This window comes from Jiella sonneratiae, assembly GCF_017353515.1.
GTDB classification, from domain to species: domain Bacteria; phylum Pseudomonadota; class Alphaproteobacteria; order Rhizobiales; family Rhizobiaceae; genus Jiella; species Jiella sonneratiae.
In genome coordinates this window covers 19517-36672 of sequence record NZ_JAFMPY010000018.1, presented here as the reverse complement: position 1 = coordinate 36672, position 17156 = coordinate 19517, and the positions used below count along the sequence as shown (strand labels likewise).

Genomic DNA, 17156 nt, shown 5'->3' with positions numbered 1-17156 from the left:
ACGATCAACGCTCAACCCGCGCGGGGCGGATACCCCGAGGCGCATGCCCTTTTCCGCGAACCGCGCGGCGAGGGGTCCCCAAGGAGAAAGAATGTCTAACCTCAATCCCTCGCGCGATGATTTCGCCGCGCTGCTCGAAGCTTCGTTCCACGAGCAGGACGTGGCCGAGGGCACGGTGGTCAAGGGCACCGTCGTCGCGATCGAAAAGGACATGGCCGTCATCGATGCCGGCCTGAAGGTCGAAGGCCGGGTGCCGCTCAAGGAGTTCGGCGCCAAGGGCAAGGACGGCGAGCTGAAGATCGGCGACACCGTCGAGATCTATGTCGAGCGCATCGAGAACGCCCTCGGCGAAGCCGTCCTGTCGCGCGACAAGGCCCGCCGCGAGGAGAGCTGGATCCGCCTGGAAGAGAAGTTCAACGCCAACGAGAAGGTCGAGGGCCAGATCTTCAACCAGGTCAAGGGCGGCTTCACCGTCGACCTCGACGGCGCCGTCGCCTTCCTGCCGCGTTCGCAGGTCGACATCCGTCCGATCCGCGACGTGACCCCCCTGATGAACACGCCGCAGCCCTTCCAGATCCTCAAGATGGACAAGCGCCGCGGCAACATCGTCGTCTCGCGCCGCACCGTCCTCGAAGAGAGCCGGGCCGAGCAGCGCTCCGAGATCGTCCAGAACCTCGAAGAGGGTCAGGTCGTCGAGGGTATCGTCAAGAACATCACCGACTACGGCGCCTTCGTCGACCTCGGTGGCATCGACGGCCTGCTGCACGTCACCGACATGGCATGGCGCCGCGTCAACCATCCGACCGAGATCCTGCAGATCGGCCAGACCGTGAAGGTCCAGATCATCCGGATCAACCAGGAAACCCACCGCATCTCGCTCGGCATGAAGCAGCTCGAGGCGGATCCCTGGGACGGCATCGGCGTCAAGTACCCGATGGGCGTCAAGGTCACCGGCCGCGTCACCAACATCACCGACTACGGTGCGTTCGTGGAGCTGGAGCCGGGCATCGAGGGCCTCATCCACGTGTCCGAGATGTCCTGGACGAAGAAGAACGTCCATCCGGGCAAGATCCTCGCCACCTCCCAGGAGGTCGAGGTCGTGGTGCTAGAGGTCGATCCGAACAAGCGCCGCATCTCGCTGGGCCTGAAGCAGACGCTGCAGAACCCGTGGGAAGCCTTCCGCGACAAGTTCCCGATCGGCACCGTCGTCGAGGGCGAGGTCAAGAACAAGACCGAGTTCGGCCTGTTCATCGGCCTCGAGGGCGACGTGGACGGCATGGTCCACCTCTCCGATCTCGACTGGAACCGTCCGGGCGAGCAGGTGATCGAGGAATTCAACAAGGGTGACCTCGTCAAGGCCCAGGTTCTCGACGTCGACGTCGACAAGGAGCGCATCTCGCTCGGCATGAAGCAGGTCGGCGGCGATCCGTTCGTCGAGGCGGCCGAAGCCGGCGAGATCCGCCGCGGGTCGGTGGTCACCTGCGAGGTCACCGAGATCAAGGACGGCGGCATCGAGGTGAAGATCGTCGATACCGACTTCACCGCCTTCGTCCGCCGCTCGGATCTCGCCCGCGACCGCGACGAACAGCGGCCCGAGCGCTTCCAGGTCGGCCAGAAGGTCGATGCACGCGTCACCCAGTTCGACAAGAAGGCCCGCAAGGTCGGCGTGTCGATCAAGGCGCTGCAGATCGCCGAGGAGAAGGAAGCGGTCGCCCAGTACGGCTCGACCGACTCCGGCGCCTCGCTCGGCGACATTCTCGGCGCGGCGCTGAAGGGCCGCAACGACGAGGAATGATGCTTCGGTGAAGCGGGAGCCGGCGACGCCGGCCTCGCACCATCCCATCGAATGTCAGCCCGCGGCGAGCGATCGCCGCGGGCTTTTTCGTTGCGGTCTCATGGCGACGACGCGGGCTCCCCGCCGCTCGACCTGTCGCTCTGAGCGCCGCCACTACCCGTAGGCGTGAACGAAAATCCCGCGGAACGAGCGCACCTGCCCGCTGTTCCAGAGCCAGGGCGCCCGGCCGCAGACCGGCCGAGCAACGGCGCCGCAATCACCGCGAAGGGATATTTCATGGCCAAGCAAGACCGGAAACGGCCGACCGAGAAGCTCGGCGACGTCGCATTCGAGCGCGGCAACGGCGGCGAGGTGCATCAGCTGGCCGGCGGCGACGTACCGACCCTGACGACGCAGCAGGGCGTCCCCGTCGCCGACGACCAGAATACGCTGAAGGCGGGCGAGCGCGGCCCTTCGCTTCTCGAAGACCAGATCTTCCGCGAGAAGATCTTCAAGTTCGACCACGAGCGGATTCCCGAGCGCGTCGTTCACGCCCGCGGCTACGGAGTCCACGGCTATTTCGAGAACTACGAACCGCTCTCCGACGTCACCTCGGCCGATCTCTTCCAGCGTGCCGGCGAGAAGACGCCGGTCTTCGTGCGCTTTTCGACCGTCGCCGGCAACAAGGGGTCCGGCGATCTCGCCAGGGACGTGCGCGGCTTCGCCGTGAAGTTCTATACCAGGGAAGGCAACTGGGATATCGTCGGGAACAACATCCCGATCTTCTTCATCCAGGACGCCATCAAGTTTCCCGACCTCATCCACGCCGCCAAGCAGGAGCCGGACCGTGGCTTTCCGCAGGCGCAGACGGCCCACGATAACTTCTGGGACTACATGTCGCTGACGCCGGAAGCCATGGCGATGGTGATGTGGATCATGTCCGACCGCACCATCCCGCGCTCCTTCCGTTTCATGGAAGGCTTCGGCATCCACACCTTCCGCTTCATCAATGCGAAGGGAAAGTCGACCTTCGTCAAGTTTCACTGGAAGCCGAAGCAGGGCATGCAGTCGGTTGTCTGGAACGAGGCGCTCAAGATCAACGGCGCCGATCCGGATTTCCATCGCCGCGATCTCTGGGATGCGATCCAGATGGGCGACTATCCGGAATGGGAGCTCGGCTTCCAGCTCTTCGACGAGGACTTCGCCGACAAGTTCGATTTCGACGTCCTCGATCCGACGAAGATCATCCCCGAGGAGATCCTGCCGGTGAAGCGGGTCGGCAAGATGGTTCTCGACCGCTGCGTCGACAACTTCTTCGCCGAGACGGAACAGGTGGCGTTCCACACGGCGAACCTCGTGCCCGGCGTCGACCACACCAACGACCCGCTGCTGCAGGGCCGCAACTTCTCCTATCTCGACACCCAGCTGAAGCGGCTCGGCTCGCCGAACTTCACCCACATTCCGGTCAACGCGCCGCGCAACGCCAATGTCTGCAACTTCCAGCAGGACGGCCACATGGCGATGACGAATCCCAAAGGCCGGGCGAATTACGAGCCGAACTCCTGGGGCGGCGAAATGGGCGGCCCGCGCGAAAATCCCGAGCGCGGCTTCAGGAGCCATCCGACCGAAATCGGCGGCGAGAAGCGGCGGCTGCGCGCCGAAAGCTTTTCCGACCACTACAGCCAGGCGCGCCAGTTCTACGTCTCGCAGACCGAGGTGGAGCAGGGCCACATGGCGCTCGCCCTGACCTTCGAACTCTCCAAGGTCGAAACGCCCGCGATCCGCTCGCGCGTCGTCTCGCATCTCCTCAACATCGACGAGGAACTGGCGAAGAAGGTTGCGAAGGGCCTGCGCCTCGAAACGATGCCGGCGCCCGCACCGGCCGCCCGACCGACGAAGATGGATCTGGCGAAATCCCCTGCCCTGTCGATCCTGATGAACGGCCCGGAAAGCTTCAAGGGCAGGAAGATCGGCGTGCTCGTCTCGGACGGCGTCGACGCGGCGCTTCTCGCCGGCCTGAAGAAGGCGGCCAAAGCGGAAGGCGCGATGGTGAAGATCGTCGCGCCGATGATCGGTGGCGTCACGGCGTCGGACGGATCGCTGGTCGAGGGTGACGAGAAGGTCGACGGCGGGCCGTCGGTGCTCTTCGACGCGGTGGCGGTGCTCCTGTCGGCCGAGGGAGCCGCGACGCTCGCCAAGGAGCCGACGGCCAAGGACTTCGTCTCCGACGCCTTCGCCCACTGCAAGTTCATCGCCTATTCGCCCGAAGCGATGCCGCTGTTCGAAAAGGCCGGGATCGCCGACGATCTCGACGAGGGCTGCATGGAGATCGGTGCCGCGGGCGAGGCCGCGGGCTTCGTGACAATGTGCCGGAAGCTCCGCCACTGGAAGCGCGAGCCGATGGTCAAAGCGGTCTGATCGTCGCCGGAAAAAGATGCGGGCCTTGCGGCAACGTCGCAAGGCCCGCGGTCATGTCCTGCGGGGAAAATCGTCCCGCTCGACCGGTCGGGAGACGGCGTCGATTACCGATCAGCCCTGCCCTTCCCGTGGGTTTGGCGGCAGGCCTGTGTGGCCGCGGGCGGAGAAGGGGCGTTCGCCCTCCCCGCCTGCGCCAAGGCCGCTCAGCTCTCTTCGGCGAGCCCGTCGAACAGCGCCGTCGAGAGATAGCGTTCGGCAAAGGACGGGATGATGACGACGACGTTCTTGCCCGCCATCTCCTCGCGCTGGCCGACGACCACCGCAGCCCTCACCGCCGCTCCGGAGGAGATGCCGACGGGGATCCCCTCGAGCCGTGCCACGAGCCTTGCATATTCGAAGCTCTCGTCGTTGGAGACCTTGACGATCTCGTCGTAGACCGCGCGATCGAGGATCGCCGGCGCGAAGCCCGCACCGATGCCCTGGATCTTGTGCGGCCCGGGATTGCCGCCGGAAAGCACGGGCGAGGCCTCCGGTTCGACCGCGACGATGCGGATCTTCGGGTTGCGCTGCTTCAGCACCTGGCCGGCGCCGGTAATGGTGCCGCCCGTGCCGATGCCGGCGACCAGGGCGTCGACGTTGCCGCCGGTATCGTTCCAGATCTCCTCGGCGGTCGTCACCCGGTGGATCTCGGGATTGGCGGGATTTTCGAACTGCTGGGGAACCACCGCGTCGGGGATCGTCTGCACCAGTTCCTCGGCCTTGGCGATCGCCCCCTTCATGCCCTTGGCGCCCTCCGTCAGCACGAGGTCGGCGCCGAGCAGCCGCAGCATCTTGCGGCGCTCCATCGACATCGTCTCCGGCATCGTCAGGACCAGCTTGTAGCCCTTGGCAGCGGCGGCGAAGGCGAGGCCGATGCCGGTATTGCCCGAGGTCGGCTCGACGAGGGTGGTCTTGCCCGGCGTGATCTTGCCGTCGGCCTCCAGCTTCTCGATCATCGCGACGCCGATGCGATCCTTGACGCTGGCGATCGGGTTGAAGAATTCGAGCTTGGCGAGGAGGTTGGCCTTGACGCCGAATTCCTTCGCGACCTTGTCGAGGCGCACCAGCGGCGTGTCGCCGATCGTATCGGTGATCGAATCGTAGATCCGTCCACGGCCTCTGGTCCGCGGCTTTCCGGTGGCGGCGGTGTCGTCCATGATGTCCTCCTTGGTGTCGCCCGGCGTTCGACCCGGGCTGATCAGATCGTCCTTCGCTTCGACGCCCCGCCGTCCGTCCCCGAGCCGATCGCGTGACGGGACCGAGCTTCCGGTGACCTTCGGCGGCCGAGACGCGGGGGCCCCGTCCGCGGCCACCGGCGGCATCCGATCGCGCGTGGCGGCAGGTCGGGCGTCTCATGCGTCGAAACGTCGCTCGATCCGAGACATAGGTCATCGGCGCGGCCGATTGGAGGCCGGTTTTGCCAATTCGCCGGGGACGAACGGAATAGCTTTGCGCGGGCAAAAATGATCGCCGCGGGTATGCGGCGATATTGAATGAAATTGGCGCGGTATTCGAGAGCTTGTTTCAAGACAATCCCGGCAGGCTCGGGCACGAGGCAAAGTCCATGCCAGCATCCGTCAACATCCGGGGTCCCGACATGCAGCCACCGACCGAACGAACCAAGATCATCTGCGGCGAATTCCTTCTTCTCGTGATCGTCGTGACGCTGGCGGCTACCGCCTGCGGCCTCTGGTTCTTCCGATCGTACGGTGAAGGGGTGATGGTCCCGGCGCTGGGCTTCACCGTCGCGGTCGCGCTCGCCAGCGCGCTTCCCTATCTCGCCTATCTCGCCTTGCGGGTGTCCTCGCTCTATGCCGACAATGACGGGCTGATGCGGGCGGCGACGACCGACCGCCTGACCGGCGTCCTCAACCGCCAGGGCTTCGAGCGGCGGTTCCGCAGCCATCTGCGCATGCTTCTCGGCGACACCGACAAGGGGCTGATGGTGCTCATCGTCGATGCCGACCATTTCAAGCGCATCAACGACCGGCTCGGCCATCCCGTGGGCGACATCGCCCTCAAGAAGATCGCGGGGACGCTCGCCAAGCTGACCCGCGACAGCGACGCGGTCGGCCGGCTCGGCGGCGAGGAATTCGTGATTTCCCTGCCATGCGGCAACAGCGAGCAGGGCGAGAAGGTCGCCGAGCGCCTGCGCAAGGCGATCAACCGGCACTATGTCGGCTCCGGCACAAACGGCACGCAGCTTTCGGTCTCGATCGGCGGCGTCTTCCTGCGCAGTCCCCAGCCCTTCGAGCGCATCTACGAGGCGGCCGACGCCAATCTCTACAAGTCGAAGCAGACCGGCCGCAACCGCACGACCATCACCTCGATCGCCGCCCACGGCCGGGGCCGGCTGCGCGGGCTCGACGGTGCGGGGGCCGGCCAGGACATGCCGGCCGCGATGCCGGCGCCGGGCGGCCGCTGAGCCGCCCTGTCGTGCGACAAGCAGGCGGCCGGCGGGAGAAGGAAGCAAGACCGGGTCAGCGCCGTCCGGTCGAGCCGAAGCCGCCGCCGCCGCGGGTCGTATCGGAAAGCTCCACGGCGGGAAGGAACCGCGCCCGGACGACCGGCGCGACCACCGCCTGGGCGATGCGGTCGCCATCGCCGATCGTCACCGCCTCGGCGCCGAGATTGACGAGCAGCACCTTGACCTCGCCGCGATAGTCGCTGTCGACCGTACCCGGCGTGTTCAGCACCGTCATACCATGGCGCGCGGCAAGGCCCGAGCGCGGCCGGATCTGCATCTCGTATCCGTCCGGAATCTCGAAGGCGAGGCCGGTCGGCACCAGCGACCGCTCGCCGGGCCGAAGCGTCAGCGGCGCCGGCAGCGCCGCCCGGAGATCCGCACCCGCAGCGCCGTCGCTGGCATAGGCCGGCAGCGGCGCGTCGCCGTTCCCGAGCCGCAAGACCCGCACCGTCACCGCACCCGCCCGCTCTTCGGTCATCGCCCGCTTCCTCGTCTCAGCCGCGCCGCGATCCACTCTGCCAGCCTTGCCGCGGCAGCCTCCTTGGCGAGAGTCGGCCACTCCTCGACGCCCCCGGGCGTGACCAGCCGGATGGTGTTCTCCCCCCCGCCCATCACGCCGCCTTGCGGCGAGACGTCGTTGGCGAGGATGGCGTCGGCTCCCTTCCTCTCGAGCTTCGAGCGGGCATTCGACAGAAGATCGTCCGTCTCGGCGGCGAAGCCGACGACGAGGCCGGGCCGGCGCGCGTGATGTCCGATGGTCGCGAGGATGTCGGGATTTTCCGCCAGCACCAGCGCGGGCGGGCCTTCGGCGGTCTTCTTGATCTTCTTCGCGCTTTCACCCGCCACCCGCCAATCGGCGACGGCGGCGACGAAGACGGCGATGTCGGCCGGCAGCGCCGTCTCGACGGCGGCGAGCATCTCGGCCGCCGTTTCGACGTGGCGCACCGACATGCCGGCCGGATCCGGCAGCGTCACCGGTCCCGAGACCAGCGTGACGCGCGCACCGAAGTCGCGCAGCGCCGCGGCGATCGCGTGGCCCTGCCGGCCGGAGGAGCGGTTGGCGATGTAGCGCACCGGGTCGATGGGCTCGTGGGTCGGACCCGAGGTGACGATCGCGGAAAGGCCGGCCAGCGGGCCGGCGGCGGGCGTGAGCAGCGCCTCGGCGGCGGCGACGATCTCCAGCGGCTCGGCCATCCGTCCGACGCCGGATTCGCCCCTTTCGGCCATCTCGCCGCTGCCGGGCCCGACGAAACGGACGCCGTCCTCGGTCAGGCGATCGCGGTTGCGCCGGGTCGCGGGATTATCCCACATCGCCGGATTCATCGCCGGCGCCATCAGGATCGGCGCACGCGTCGCGAGAAGGATCGCCCCGGCGAGGTCGTCCGCGAGGCCGGCGACAAGCCGCGCCATGCGGTCGGCGGTCGCCGGCGCGACGAGGACGAGGTCGTGCTCGCGGGCGAGCCGGATATGCCCGACGTCCTGCTCGTCCTCGCGGTCGAAGAGATCGGTATAGACCTTGCTGGCAGCGAGAGCGCCGACGGAGAGCGCCGTCACGAACTCGGCGGCCGCCTGCGTCATCACCGGCGTGACGCCGGCGCCTCGCTCCTTCAGCCGCCGGACGAGGTCGAGGCACTTGTAGGCCGCGATGCCGCCGCCGACGACGAGGAGAATGCGCTTTCCGGAAAGTGCGCTCATGCCGAGAATGCCACGGTCACGTCGGTCGCCGCGAAGTCGTCGCCCTTGAAGAGCAGCGGCACGTCGAGGGACCGCGCCAGCGCATAGGAGAAGCAGTCGCCGAAATTGAGTTTCGCGGGGCTGCCCGATCCGCGGCCGTAGCGCCGCCAGGCGGTGGCGGCGATGGTGGCGTGCGCTTCGGTGAAATCGACCACGTCGATACGTGCCTCGTCGAGCAATTTGCGAATTTCTGTACCCGCACCGCTACCGAGCTTGGAAAATATGACGATCTGGAGCTCAAGGAGCGTCGGAGCCGAAACGCACAATCCCGAAGTCGTCGCCAAGTACGAAAGAAACAATGGCCGATCTGCTTCCTGCAGGATGACCGCCGCAAGCGCGGAGGTATCGACTGCAATCATTCGACGAAACTCCAAAGTTCGTCGGTAAATGCCTTTTGATCGAAAGGCTCGGCCGGCTTCTTCCCAAGTGCTGAAATTGCCGCCAGAACGCGCTTCTGCTCTTCGGGCGACCGGACCGGATGGCCGACGAGGGCTGGCTGCCCGAGCTCGACCCCCAGGTCCGAAACGCCCCCACCGCTTTCGATCTCCGCTATGACCCGCGCCACGCGGCGATCCAACTCGGCCTTGCTTCCTGCCTTCGGCACAGAAGAGGCGGACAAGCTTTCCAAGAGCAGGGACTTCGCCTCTTCGGCCAACGACCGGTTGTGGTCTCTGGCCATGACCTCAAGCCGCTCCAGGACGGCATCTTCCAGATGGTCGATCGTCAGACTCGCCATGGGATCCTCCGGCATGTCTCGCGGCATCGCCCCGATTTCGCACGTCTCCTATTTAGCCGCGGACCTCGCGCCCGGCAACGAGCCCTTCTCCCGTCTCACCCGAACACCAGCGCGGCGGCGATGGCGACGAGCGCGACGGCGATCACCCAGCGCTCGACATGGCCGAGGATAATGCTCGCCTTGCCGTCCTGCACGAGGTCCATCAGCGTGTCGTCGTTGAGATTGATGCCGTTCTCGATCAGTTCGGGGAGTTCGCGGGCAAGGATCTCAAGGCCGACGGCGAGTTCCGGCACCTTGCGCAGGAGCTTCAGCCCCGCCTCGAGGCCGTCGCGGGCCTCCTGCAGCTTCGCCGCCGGGCCGAGCTCGGTCATGATGTAGTCGGAGACCACGGGCTCGGCCGCCACCCACATGTTGAACTTCGGATCGAAGGTGCGGGCCACCCCCTCCACCACCACCATCGTCTTTTGGAGAAGCACGAGTTCGGGCCGGGTCTGCATGTCGAAGAGTTCGGTCACCTCGAAGAGCAGCGACAGGAGATGGCCCATCGAGATCGTCTCGGCCGGCTGGCCGTAGATCGGCTCGCCGATCGCCCTGAGCGCCTGGGCGAAGCTCGCGACGTCCTGGGTGCGCGGCACGTAGCCGGCCTCGAAGTGGATCTCGGCGACGCGGCGGTAGTCGCGCTGGATGAAGCCGTAGAGGATCTCGGCGAGGAAGCGCTTGGAATCGCGCGAGAGTCTGCCGACGATGCCGAGATCGACGGCGACGATGGTTCCGTCCGGCGCGACGAACAGGTTGCCCTGGTGCATGTCGGCATGGAAGAAGCCGTCGCGCATGGCGTGGCGCAGGAACGACTGCACCACCGTCACGCCGATCTTCTTGGTGTTGTGGCCGGCAGCGATCACCCCGGCGACGTCCGACAGCTTGATGCCGTCGATCCACTCCATGGTGATGACGTCGCGGCCGGTGCGCTCCCAGTCGATGGCCGGCACGCGGAAACCCTTGTCGCGCGCGATGTTCTCGGCCATTTCCGAGGAGGCGGCGGCTTCCAGCCGCAGGTCCATCTCGATTCTCGTCGACTGCGTCAGGGTCTCGACCACCGCCACCGGGCGCAGCCGGCGCGACGACTGGACGAAACGCTCGAGAAATTCGGCGATGAAGCGGAAGGTCTGAAGTTCGCGCCGGAAGCGCGCGCGGATGCCGGGTCTGATCACCTTGACGGCGGCGAAGCGCTCGCTGCCGTCGGGATTGCGGATCCGCGCCTTGTAGACCTGGGCGATCGAGGCCGCCCCGACGACCTCGCCGAGATCGATGAAAAGCTCCTCGACCGGCCGGCCGAGCGTCGTCTCGATTTCGGCGACGGCGAGACGCCGCTCGAAGGGCGGGACCTTGTCCTGCAGCGAGCCGAGTTCACGGGCGATGTCGGCGCCGACGATGTCCGGCCGCGTCGCCAGGAACTGTCCGAGCTTGACGTAGGACGGGCCGAGCCGGTGCAGGGCGTGCGACAGGCGGTCGGAGCGCGGCCGGCCGCGCGTCGAACCACGCTCCATGAGCCTCGCCAGCCGGTGCAGCAGCGCTGGCCCCGGGGGCAGTCCTTCTGACGGGAACGCGCCGACGACGCCTTCGCGCGCCAGCACGAAGGCCGCCCTCACCAGCGCGAATGTTCCGGAAATCGGATTGGTCACGGATTTCTTGACCCGGCCCGGCTAGAGCTTCCAGCCGGAGTGGATGGCGGCGATCCCGCCGGAGAGGTTGCGGTAGTCCACGCGCTCGAATCCCGCCTCCCGGATGGTGGCGGCGAAATTCGCCTGGCTCGGAAAGCGCCGGATCGATTCGACGAGATACTCATAAGACTCCCGGTCCCGCGCCACCATCTCGCCGATCCGGGGAATCGCCCGGAACGACCAGGCGTCGTAGACCTTGTCGAGCAGCGGCATGTCGACCTCGGAAAATTCCAGGCAGAGAAACCGTCCGCCGGGCTTCAGCACCCGATAGGCTTCCGCCAGCGCGACGCCGATCCTCGGCACGTTCCTGATGCCGAAGGCGATCGTATAGGCGTCGAAATGGTTGTCGGGCAGCGGCAGGTCCTCGGCATTGCCTTCGACGAAGTCGAGATTGTCGCCGAGCCGGCGCTTGATCGCCCGCTCCGCCCCGACCGCCAGCATCGAGGCGTTGATGTCGAGGACCGTGCCTTTCGCCCGGCGGCGCGTCGCCTCGACGATCCGGAAGGCGACGTCGCCGGTGCCGCCTGCGACGTCGAGGAAGCGGTATTCGGGTCGATGCGGCGGGCTCAGCCAGGCGACCATCGCCGCCTTCCAGGCGCGGTGCAGCCCACCCGACATCAGATCGTTCATCAGGTCGTAGCGCTCGGCGACGCGGTGGAAGACGGCGTTCACCCGCTCCTGCTTCTCGCTGCCGCCGCCGACGGTCGAAAAGCCATAGGCGGTCTCCATGGCTTCGGCTCCGGTGACCCGCGACTGCGACATGACAAGCACCTTACATTGCAACGCACCGGCCCGATGCGGATATTGCAGAACGGCCAGACCATGGCTCCGACCGTTCGGCGGAGCTTCGGAAAGCGGCCTCGAGATGGCCCTATCGGCTTTGCCCCGCAGCGCCAAGAGGCGCAGGAAGACGGCCGACCACCGAGCAGAGGACTTAAGCGCAGATGCCGGAATTACCAGAGGTCGAGACCGTGCGGCGCGGGCTCGAGCCCGTCATGGCGGGGGCGCGCATCGAGCGGGTCGTCGCCAGCCGGCCGGACCTGCGCTTCCCCCTGCCGGAAAGCTTTGCCGACCGTCTCGCCGGGCGCCGGATCGAATCGCTCGGCCGCCGCGCCAAATACCTCGTCGCCGATCTCGAAGGCGGCAGCGTGCTTGCCATGCACCTCGGCATGTCGGGCTCGTTCCGGATCGAAGCTCCGGAGGAATCGCGCCTTCCCGGTGCCTTCGTCCATGCCCGTTCGACCGCCCGGCTGCACGATCACGTGCGCTTCGAGCTCAGCGTTCAGGCCGGCGGCCCGGCCGCGGTGATCTTCAACGACCCCCGCCGCTTCGGCTATATGAGCCTGATCGAGCGCGCCGATCTCGACGCCCATCCGCATTTTCGCGGCCTCGGCATCGAACCGACCGGCAACGCCCTGTCCGGCACAGCGCTGGCGCCCTTCTTCAGGGATCGCGCCGCGCCGCTGAAGGCGGTGCTCCTCGACCAGCGGGTGATCGCGGGACTCGGCAACATCTATGTCTGCGAGGCCCTCTGGCGGGCGAGGCTCTCCCCCCGCCGTGCCGCCGGGACGCTGGTGAAGGCCGACGGCCGTCCGACGCGGCGCCTCGACGAGCTCGCCGTGCATGTCCGCGAGACGATCGCCGACGCGATCGCGGCGGGCGGCTCCTCGCTGCGGGACTATCGCCAGGCCGACGGCTCGCTCGGCTATTTCCAGCATTCCTTCGCCGTCTACGGCCGGGAGGACGAGCCCTGCCCGCGCAGCACCTGCCGCGGTGTCGTCAGCCGCATCGTCCAGTCCGGCCGCTCGACCTTCTTCTGCCCGGTCTGCCAGCGCTAGCGCCTCGAGAAGAGAGACTGGGAGACAGGGCAGGATGGCGGCGACGTTCGCGTACCCCCCTATCGATCGGAACGGCGTCCGTTCCGGCCGCGGCGCCGGGCGTTGCATCGAACGAAGGAACACTGCGACGGCAAGGCAGCCGATCCCGGAATCGGACCGTCCGAACCGCGCCGAAATGCCCGGGATCGGTCGTATTGCCATCGCCGCCCCGATCGTCCAAGCATGAGGCCAGCCCGCGTCGGCTTATCGTTCGACGCCTGCCTGCCGGTCCGGGGAAGCGCCATGAGCTACGAGACAATCAAGGTCGAGACCCGCGGTCGGGTCGGCCTCATCACCTTCAACCGCCCGAAGGCGATGAACGCCCTCAGCCAGCAGATGATGCGCGAGGTCGTCCAGGCGCTGCAGGGCTTCCAGGCTGACGCCAAGATCGGCGCCGTGGTGCTGACCGGCTCCGAAAAGGCCTTCGCCGCCGGCGCGGACATCAAGGACATGCACGACATGGACTTCGCCGAGGCCCTCACCGTCGACCTCTGGGCCGAATGGGAAGGGCTCGGCGAATTCCGCAAGCCGACCGTCGCCGCGGTCGCCGGCTATGCTCTCGGCGGCGGCTGCGAGGTGGCGCTGATGTGCGACATCGTGATCGCCGCGGAGAATGCCAAATTCGGCCAGCCGGAGATCACCCTCGGCGTCATCCCCGGCATGGGCGGCACCCAGCGGCTCGCCCGCTCCATCGGCAAGGCGAAGACGATGGATCTGTGTCTCACCGGCAGGCTGATGGACGTTCAGGAGGCCGAGCGCTGCGGGCTGGTGTCACGGATCGTGCCGGCGACGGACCTCGTCGAGGAAGCGCTGCGCACCGCCGACAAGATCGCCAACTTCTCGCTTCCGGCCGTCATGCTCGCCAAGGAAGCGGTCAACCGCGCCTTCGAGGTGCCGCTGTCGGAAGGGCTGCGGTTCGAGCGGCGGGTCTTCCACTCGCTGTTCGCGACGGAGGACCAGAGCGAGGGCATGGACGCCTTCGTCCAAAAGCGGGCGCCGCAGTTCAAGAACCGCTGAGGACGCCCGGCGTCCGAGCCACCCGGGCAGAGGTCCGCGACCCGGAAGACCCGGCCCGCAGATCCCCTCCCGGCGCCGGCGGCGCCGTCTTCACGTTGCTCTGTTGACGCCGGCCCACCCTGTTCTTATAAGACGCGCCACTTGGCGGTGTCTTTCGGGCGCCGCCGCGTTGTTTCGTGCCGCTGCGTTCCCCGTGAGGCGCCGGCGCTGCAAGGTCCGATCAGGAAAGAGAGACGACAATGGCCAACACTCCCTCGGCCAAGAAGGCGACGCGCAAGATCGCTCGCCGGACGGCCATCAACGGTGCCCGCCGCTCGCGCGTGCGGACCTTCCTGCGCAAGGTCGAAGAGGCGATCGCCGCCGGCGACAAGGACGCCGCGGTCGCGGCATTCCGGATCGCCGAGCCGGAGATGCGCCGGGCGGCCTCCAAGGGGGTGTTCCACCGCAACACCGTGTCCCGGAAGATTTCGCGCCTCTCGCATCGCGTCAAGGCGATCGGCGAAGCCTGATTTCGGTCCTTCCGCCGACCCGCAAAGCCCGGCTCGCCGCCGGGCTTTTTGATTCTTGGCGACGGCGCCGACGATTCGTCCGGCAACGGCGTCAGATTGCCGCGCAATCTCTGCCGCAAATGAAACCGACCGAAAAAATCCTTTCCGAACAAGACTTTGCGAGAGGTCACTGAATTGGCAGCCATTGCCGGCTAACCAATTTTTGGCAAGCCTTTGAGTCAAGTGGGCTGTCATAAATTCTGCAAAATTTATTCTCGCGGCGATATCGGCGAGAGCCCCTCGACACGCAAAGCCGCGACCCACAAGGGGTTACGTCGCTGCCCTGCGGTACAACTGCTGGCGACGCGGCAACAAGCGGCACCCTCTGCGACCGGAATCGCCTTGAGTCGGCTTGCCCCGCCCCACCGGGTTGCGTAACTTCCCGGCGTGGCAAGAGTGGAGAGCGACGAAGTGCGAGGACAGGCGGACTTATCCCAAGCTTCCAGCAGAGCTGAGATGCGTCCGCGGACCAATTTCGTCGGCGCCGTCTTCTAGCTTCGCAACTTCAATCATAAAATTCGCGACGGAATTCGGCCAGCACGAATTGCTGCCGGCCGAATACTTCTGTTTTATTGACTGACGGGAAGGTGCAATGGCGCAAGGCTATGAGGGAGACGTGACCGTCCAGGAATGCTGGACGGCACTTTCCGACGACCCGGCCGCGGTCCTCGTCGACGTGCGGACGACGGCAGAATGGACCTATGTGGGCATCCCTGATCTGTCCTCGCTCGGGCGAGCGCCGGTTCTGGCGGAATGGCAGTCCTTTCCGTCGATGTCCGTCGATCCGCAGTTCGTGCAACGGGTCACGGCCGCCGTCGCCGACCAGCCCGAGGATCGCCAGCGCCGCGTCTATCTCCTCTGCCGGTCCGGCGCCCGCTCGGTCGCTGCGGCGCGGGCGCTGACGGCCGCCGGCTTCGAGCACTGCTTCAACGTCCTCGACGGCTTCGAGGGCGGACCGGACGCCGACGGCCATCGCGGCACGAGGTCCGGCTGGAAGGCGGAGGGGCTCCCATGGTCCCAGAGATGAATCGGACCGGCCCGGCGGCAACGGGCACGGTGCGGTCGAAGGCGGCGGGCGCGGCGCCGGCCGCCGGAGCGAAAAGTGGAATCGACGGGGTGGACATGACGGTGGGCGAGGGCGAACGGGCCGAACTGATCGAGCGCGTGAAGACGCGGCTCAAGGCCCAGCTCGGCCAGGACATCTATATGAGCTGGTTCCAGCGCATGAAGCTGGACACCCTCGGCAAGGGGGTGTGCCAGGTGTCCGTGCCGACCGCCTTCCTGCGGAGCTGGATCCAGTCGCACTATCAGGAGCTGCTCACCGAGATCTTCGCCGCGGAGCTGCCCGGCACGCTGCGCGTCGACATCGCGGTTCGTTCCGCCGTGCGCGGCGGCGGCGTCACCATCCGCTCGAGCCGCATCGGCGGCCGGGCCGAGAGCGCCGCGCCGCTCGTCGCCGCCGAAGCCCGGCTGGCCGAGAAGGCGGTGCCGGACGTCGCCGATGCCGCGGAGACGCCGCTGACGGTGTCCGGGTCGCCGGAATTCGGCTCGCCCCTCGACCCGCGCTACGTCTTCGACAGCTTCGTCGAGGGTGCCTCGAATCGCGTCGCGCTGGCCGCGGCGAAGTCGGTCGCCGAGAGCGGCCCTGGCTCGGTGCGGTTCAACCCGCTCTTCGTCCACGCCGCAGTGGGTCTCGGCAAGACCCACCTGCTCCAGGCGATCGCCAATGCCGCCGTGCGGCGCGCCGACCGTCCGCGCGTCGTCTATCTGACGGCGGAGTACTTCATGTGGCGCTTTGCTGCGGCGATCCGCGACAACCGCGCCCTCGACCTCAAGGAGACGCTGCGGGGCATCGACATCCTGATCATCGACGACACCCAGTTCCTGCAGGGCAAGTCGATCCAGCAGGAATTCTGCCACCTCCTCAACGCCCTGATCGATTCGGCCAAGCAGGTGATCTGTGCCGCCGACCGGCCGGCGGCGGACCTCGAATCGCTCGACCCGCGGGTGCGCTCGCGCCTCTCCAACGGCATCACGCTGGAAATCGGCGTGCCGGACTATCCTATGCGCAAGGCGATCCTCGAAAGCCGCGCCGGCGCGATGCGGATGGAAGACGCGACCTTCGCGATGCCGGACCACATGATCGACACCATCGCCAGGCGGGTGGTCGGCTCCGGCCGCGACCTCGAAGGCGCCTTCAACCAGATCGCCTTCCGCCATTCGCTCGGCCAGCCCCTGTCGGCGGAGCATCTCGACGACCTGTTGAACCAGCTGACGCGGGCCAATGTCGAACGCAAGATCCGGATCGAGGACATCCTGAAGTTCGTCTCGCGTCACTACAACGTGACGCGGACCGATCTTCTCTCCTCGCGCCGCACCAAGACGATCGTCCGGCCGCGCCAGATCGCCATGTATCTCGCCAAGACCATGACGCCGCGCTCCCTGCCGGAGATCGGCCGTCGCTTCGGCGGCCGCGACCACACGACGGTGCTGCACGCGGTGCGCAAGATCGAGGGCGAACGCTCGCGCGACGAGACCTTCTCCAACGAGCTCGACCTCATCCGGCGGATGATCGAGGAATAGGCTTCGCGCTTCCCTGACGACCGGCTGTTGAAAAGCTGCCCGTGCGGTGCTTCTCTCAGGGCATCGGCGGGCGGCGTCGGTCTTTTCACCCCGACGCCTCCCGCCTCTCTCCGAAAATCGGTTCCGATTGCCGGAGAGACGATGCGTCGATGCAAAATTGCTGGAGCGACCTCGGTGCGCCCGTGTGGACGCACGTCGCTCGAGCCTCTAAGAACCTTGGTCCCGACGTTGCTCGGCCGAGC

The 17156-nt window shown here is 67.0% G+C and carries 15 protein-coding genes; 8 read left to right on the top strand and 7 right to left on the bottom strand.

What is annotated here, in order from left to right:
* The first annotated feature begins 91 nt into the window (after positions 1–91).
* On the top strand, positions 92–1795 hold the full coding sequence (rpsA, locus tag J1C47_RS16030) for a 30S ribosomal protein S1 (RefSeq protein ID WP_207351795.1): 1704 nt from the start codon (positions 92–94) through the stop codon (positions 1793–1795).
* A gap of 276 nt (positions 1796–2071) precedes the next feature.
* Positions 2072–4192 carry a catalase gene (locus J1C47_RS16025; RefSeq protein WP_207351794.1) on the top strand — a complete coding sequence of 707 codons (2121 nt, stop codon included), beginning with the start codon at positions 2072–2074 and terminating at the stop codon, positions 4190–4192.
* A gap of 203 nt (positions 4193–4395) precedes the next feature.
* On the opposite strand, the gene cysK is transcribed toward J1C47_RS16025, so the two are convergent.
* Positions 4396–5388, bottom strand: coding sequence for a cysteine synthase A (gene cysK, locus J1C47_RS16020; RefSeq protein ID WP_207351793.1), 993 nt, complete (start codon positions 5386–5388; stop codon positions 4396–4398).
* 407 nt (positions 5389–5795) lie between these two features.
* On the opposite strand from cysK, the gene J1C47_RS16015 reads away from it, so the two are divergent.
* Complete coding sequence (locus J1C47_RS16015; protein ID WP_207351792.1) at positions 5796–6656, top strand: GGDEF domain-containing protein; 861 nt, start codon at positions 5796–5798, stop codon at positions 6654–6656.
* A 55-nt stretch (positions 6657–6711) separates the two neighbouring features.
* Here J1C47_RS16015 and dut read toward each other — a convergent pair whose 3' ends face one another.
* The 6 genes from dut to ubiE all read right to left on the bottom strand — a co-directional run bounded on the left by dut (position 6712) and on the right by ubiE (position 11651).
* On the bottom strand, positions 6712–7176 hold the full coding sequence (dut, locus tag J1C47_RS16010; RefSeq protein ID WP_207351791.1) for a dUTP diphosphatase: 465 nt from the start codon (positions 7174–7176) through the stop codon (positions 6712–6714).
* Entirely contained in the window at positions 7173–8393 is a 1221-nt protein-coding gene (coaBC, locus tag J1C47_RS16005; RefSeq protein WP_207351790.1) for a bifunctional phosphopantothenoylcysteine decarboxylase/phosphopantothenate--cysteine ligase CoaBC, read from the bottom strand. The genes dut and coaBC overlap by 4 nt, the downstream gene beginning before the upstream one ends.
* Positions 8390–8791: a type II toxin-antitoxin system VapC family toxin gene (locus tag J1C47_RS16000; protein ID WP_207351789.1), complete on the bottom strand. Its 402-nt coding sequence runs from the start codon at positions 8789–8791 to the stop codon at positions 8390–8392. Before J1C47_RS16000 ends, coaBC begins: the two co-directional genes overlap by 4 nt.
* Positions 8788–9168 carry a FitA-like ribbon-helix-helix domain-containing protein gene (locus J1C47_RS15995; RefSeq protein WP_207351788.1) on the bottom strand — a complete coding sequence of 127 codons (381 nt, stop codon included), beginning with the start codon at positions 9166–9168 and terminating at the stop codon, positions 8788–8790. Before J1C47_RS15995 ends, J1C47_RS16000 begins: the two co-directional genes overlap by 4 nt.
* A 95-nt stretch (positions 9169–9263) precedes the next feature.
* Complete coding sequence (gene ubiB, locus J1C47_RS15990) at positions 9264–10850, bottom strand: 2-polyprenylphenol 6-hydroxylase (protein ID WP_207351787.1); 1587 nt, start codon at positions 10848–10850, stop codon at positions 9264–9266.
* Positions 10851–10871: 21 nt separating this feature from the next.
* Positions 10872–11651 (bottom strand): bifunctional demethylmenaquinone methyltransferase/2-methoxy-6-polyprenyl-1,4-benzoquinol methylase UbiE, encoded by a 780-nt coding sequence (ubiE, locus tag J1C47_RS15985; protein WP_207351786.1) that lies wholly within the window; start codon positions 11649–11651, stop codon positions 10872–10874.
* Between the two features lie 182 nt (positions 11652–11833).
* Between ubiE and mutM the strand changes: the two genes are divergently transcribed.
* The 5 genes from mutM (at position 11834) to dnaA (ending at position 16914) form a co-directional block, all read left to right on the top strand.
* On the top strand, positions 11834–12727 hold the full coding sequence (mutM, locus tag J1C47_RS15980; RefSeq protein ID WP_207351785.1) for a bifunctional DNA-formamidopyrimidine glycosylase/DNA-(apurinic or apyrimidinic site) lyase: 894 nt from the start codon (positions 11834–11836) through the stop codon (positions 12725–12727).
* 282 nt (positions 12728–13009) lie between these two features.
* Positions 13010–13783 carry an enoyl-CoA hydratase gene (locus J1C47_RS15975; RefSeq protein ID WP_207351784.1) on the top strand — a complete coding sequence of 258 codons (774 nt, stop codon included), beginning with the start codon at positions 13010–13012 and terminating at the stop codon, positions 13781–13783.
* A 239-nt stretch (positions 13784–14022) separates the two neighbouring features.
* Positions 14023–14292, top strand: coding sequence for a 30S ribosomal protein S20 (gene rpsT, locus J1C47_RS15970; RefSeq protein ID WP_207351783.1), 270 nt, complete (start codon positions 14023–14025; stop codon positions 14290–14292).
* Positions 14293–14923: 631 nt separating this feature from the next.
* Complete coding sequence (locus tag J1C47_RS15965) at positions 14924–15358, top strand: rhodanese-like domain-containing protein (protein WP_207351782.1); 435 nt, start codon at positions 14924–14926, stop codon at positions 15356–15358.
* 95 nt (positions 15359–15453) lie between these two features.
* Positions 15454–16914 carry a chromosomal replication initiator protein DnaA gene (gene dnaA, locus J1C47_RS15960; protein WP_245396614.1) on the top strand — a complete coding sequence of 487 codons (1461 nt, stop codon included), beginning with the start codon at positions 15454–15456 and terminating at the stop codon, positions 16912–16914.
* Positions 16915–17156 lie beyond the last annotated feature (242 nt).

Bases quoted from the DNA above. Each gene is read 5' to 3' on its own strand.
- ubiE (WP_207351786.1), bottom strand. From the start codon at position 11,651: ATGTCGCAGTCGCGGGTCACCGGAGCCGAAGCCATGGAGACCGCCTAT.
- mutM (WP_207351785.1), top strand. From the start codon at position 11,834: ATGCCGGAATTACCAGAGGTCGAGACCGTGCGGCGCGGGCTCGAGCCC.
- J1C47_RS16015 (WP_207351792.1), top strand. From the start codon at position 5,796: ATGCCAGCATCCGTCAACATCCGGGGTCCCGACATGCAGCCACCGACC.
- J1C47_RS15965 (WP_207351782.1), top strand. From the start codon at position 14,924: ATGGCGCAAGGCTATGAGGGAGACGTGACCGTCCAGGAATGCTGGACG.
- rpsT (WP_207351783.1), top strand. From the start codon at position 14,023: ATGGCCAACACTCCCTCGGCCAAGAAGGCGACGCGCAAGATCGCTCGC.
- cysK (WP_207351793.1), bottom strand. From the start codon at position 5,388: ATGGACGACACCGCCGCCACCGGAAAGCCGCGGACCAGAGGCCGTGGA.
- J1C47_RS15975 (WP_207351784.1), top strand. From the start codon at position 13,010: ATGAGCTACGAGACAATCAAGGTCGAGACCCGCGGTCGGGTCGGCCTC.
- J1C47_RS16025 (WP_207351794.1), top strand. From the start codon at position 2,072: ATGGCCAAGCAAGACCGGAAACGGCCGACCGAGAAGCTCGGCGACGTC.
- coaBC (WP_207351790.1), bottom strand. From the start codon at position 8,393: ATGAGCGCACTTTCCGGAAAGCGCATTCTCCTCGTCGTCGGCGGCGGC.
- rpsA (WP_207351795.1), top strand. From the start codon at position 92: ATGTCTAACCTCAATCCCTCGCGCGATGATTTCGCCGCGCTGCTCGAA.
- dut (WP_207351791.1), bottom strand. From the start codon at position 7,176: ATGACCGAAGAGCGGGCGGGTGCGGTGACGGTGCGGGTCTTGCGGCTC.
- J1C47_RS16000 (WP_207351789.1), bottom strand. From the start codon at position 8,791: ATGATTGCAGTCGATACCTCCGCGCTTGCGGCGGTCATCCTGCAGGAA.
- dnaA (WP_245396614.1), top strand. From the start codon at position 15,454: ATGACGGTGGGCGAGGGCGAACGGGCCGAACTGATCGAGCGCGTGAAG.
- J1C47_RS15995 (WP_207351788.1), bottom strand. From the start codon at position 9,168: ATGGCGAGTCTGACGATCGACCATCTGGAAGATGCCGTCCTGGAGCGG.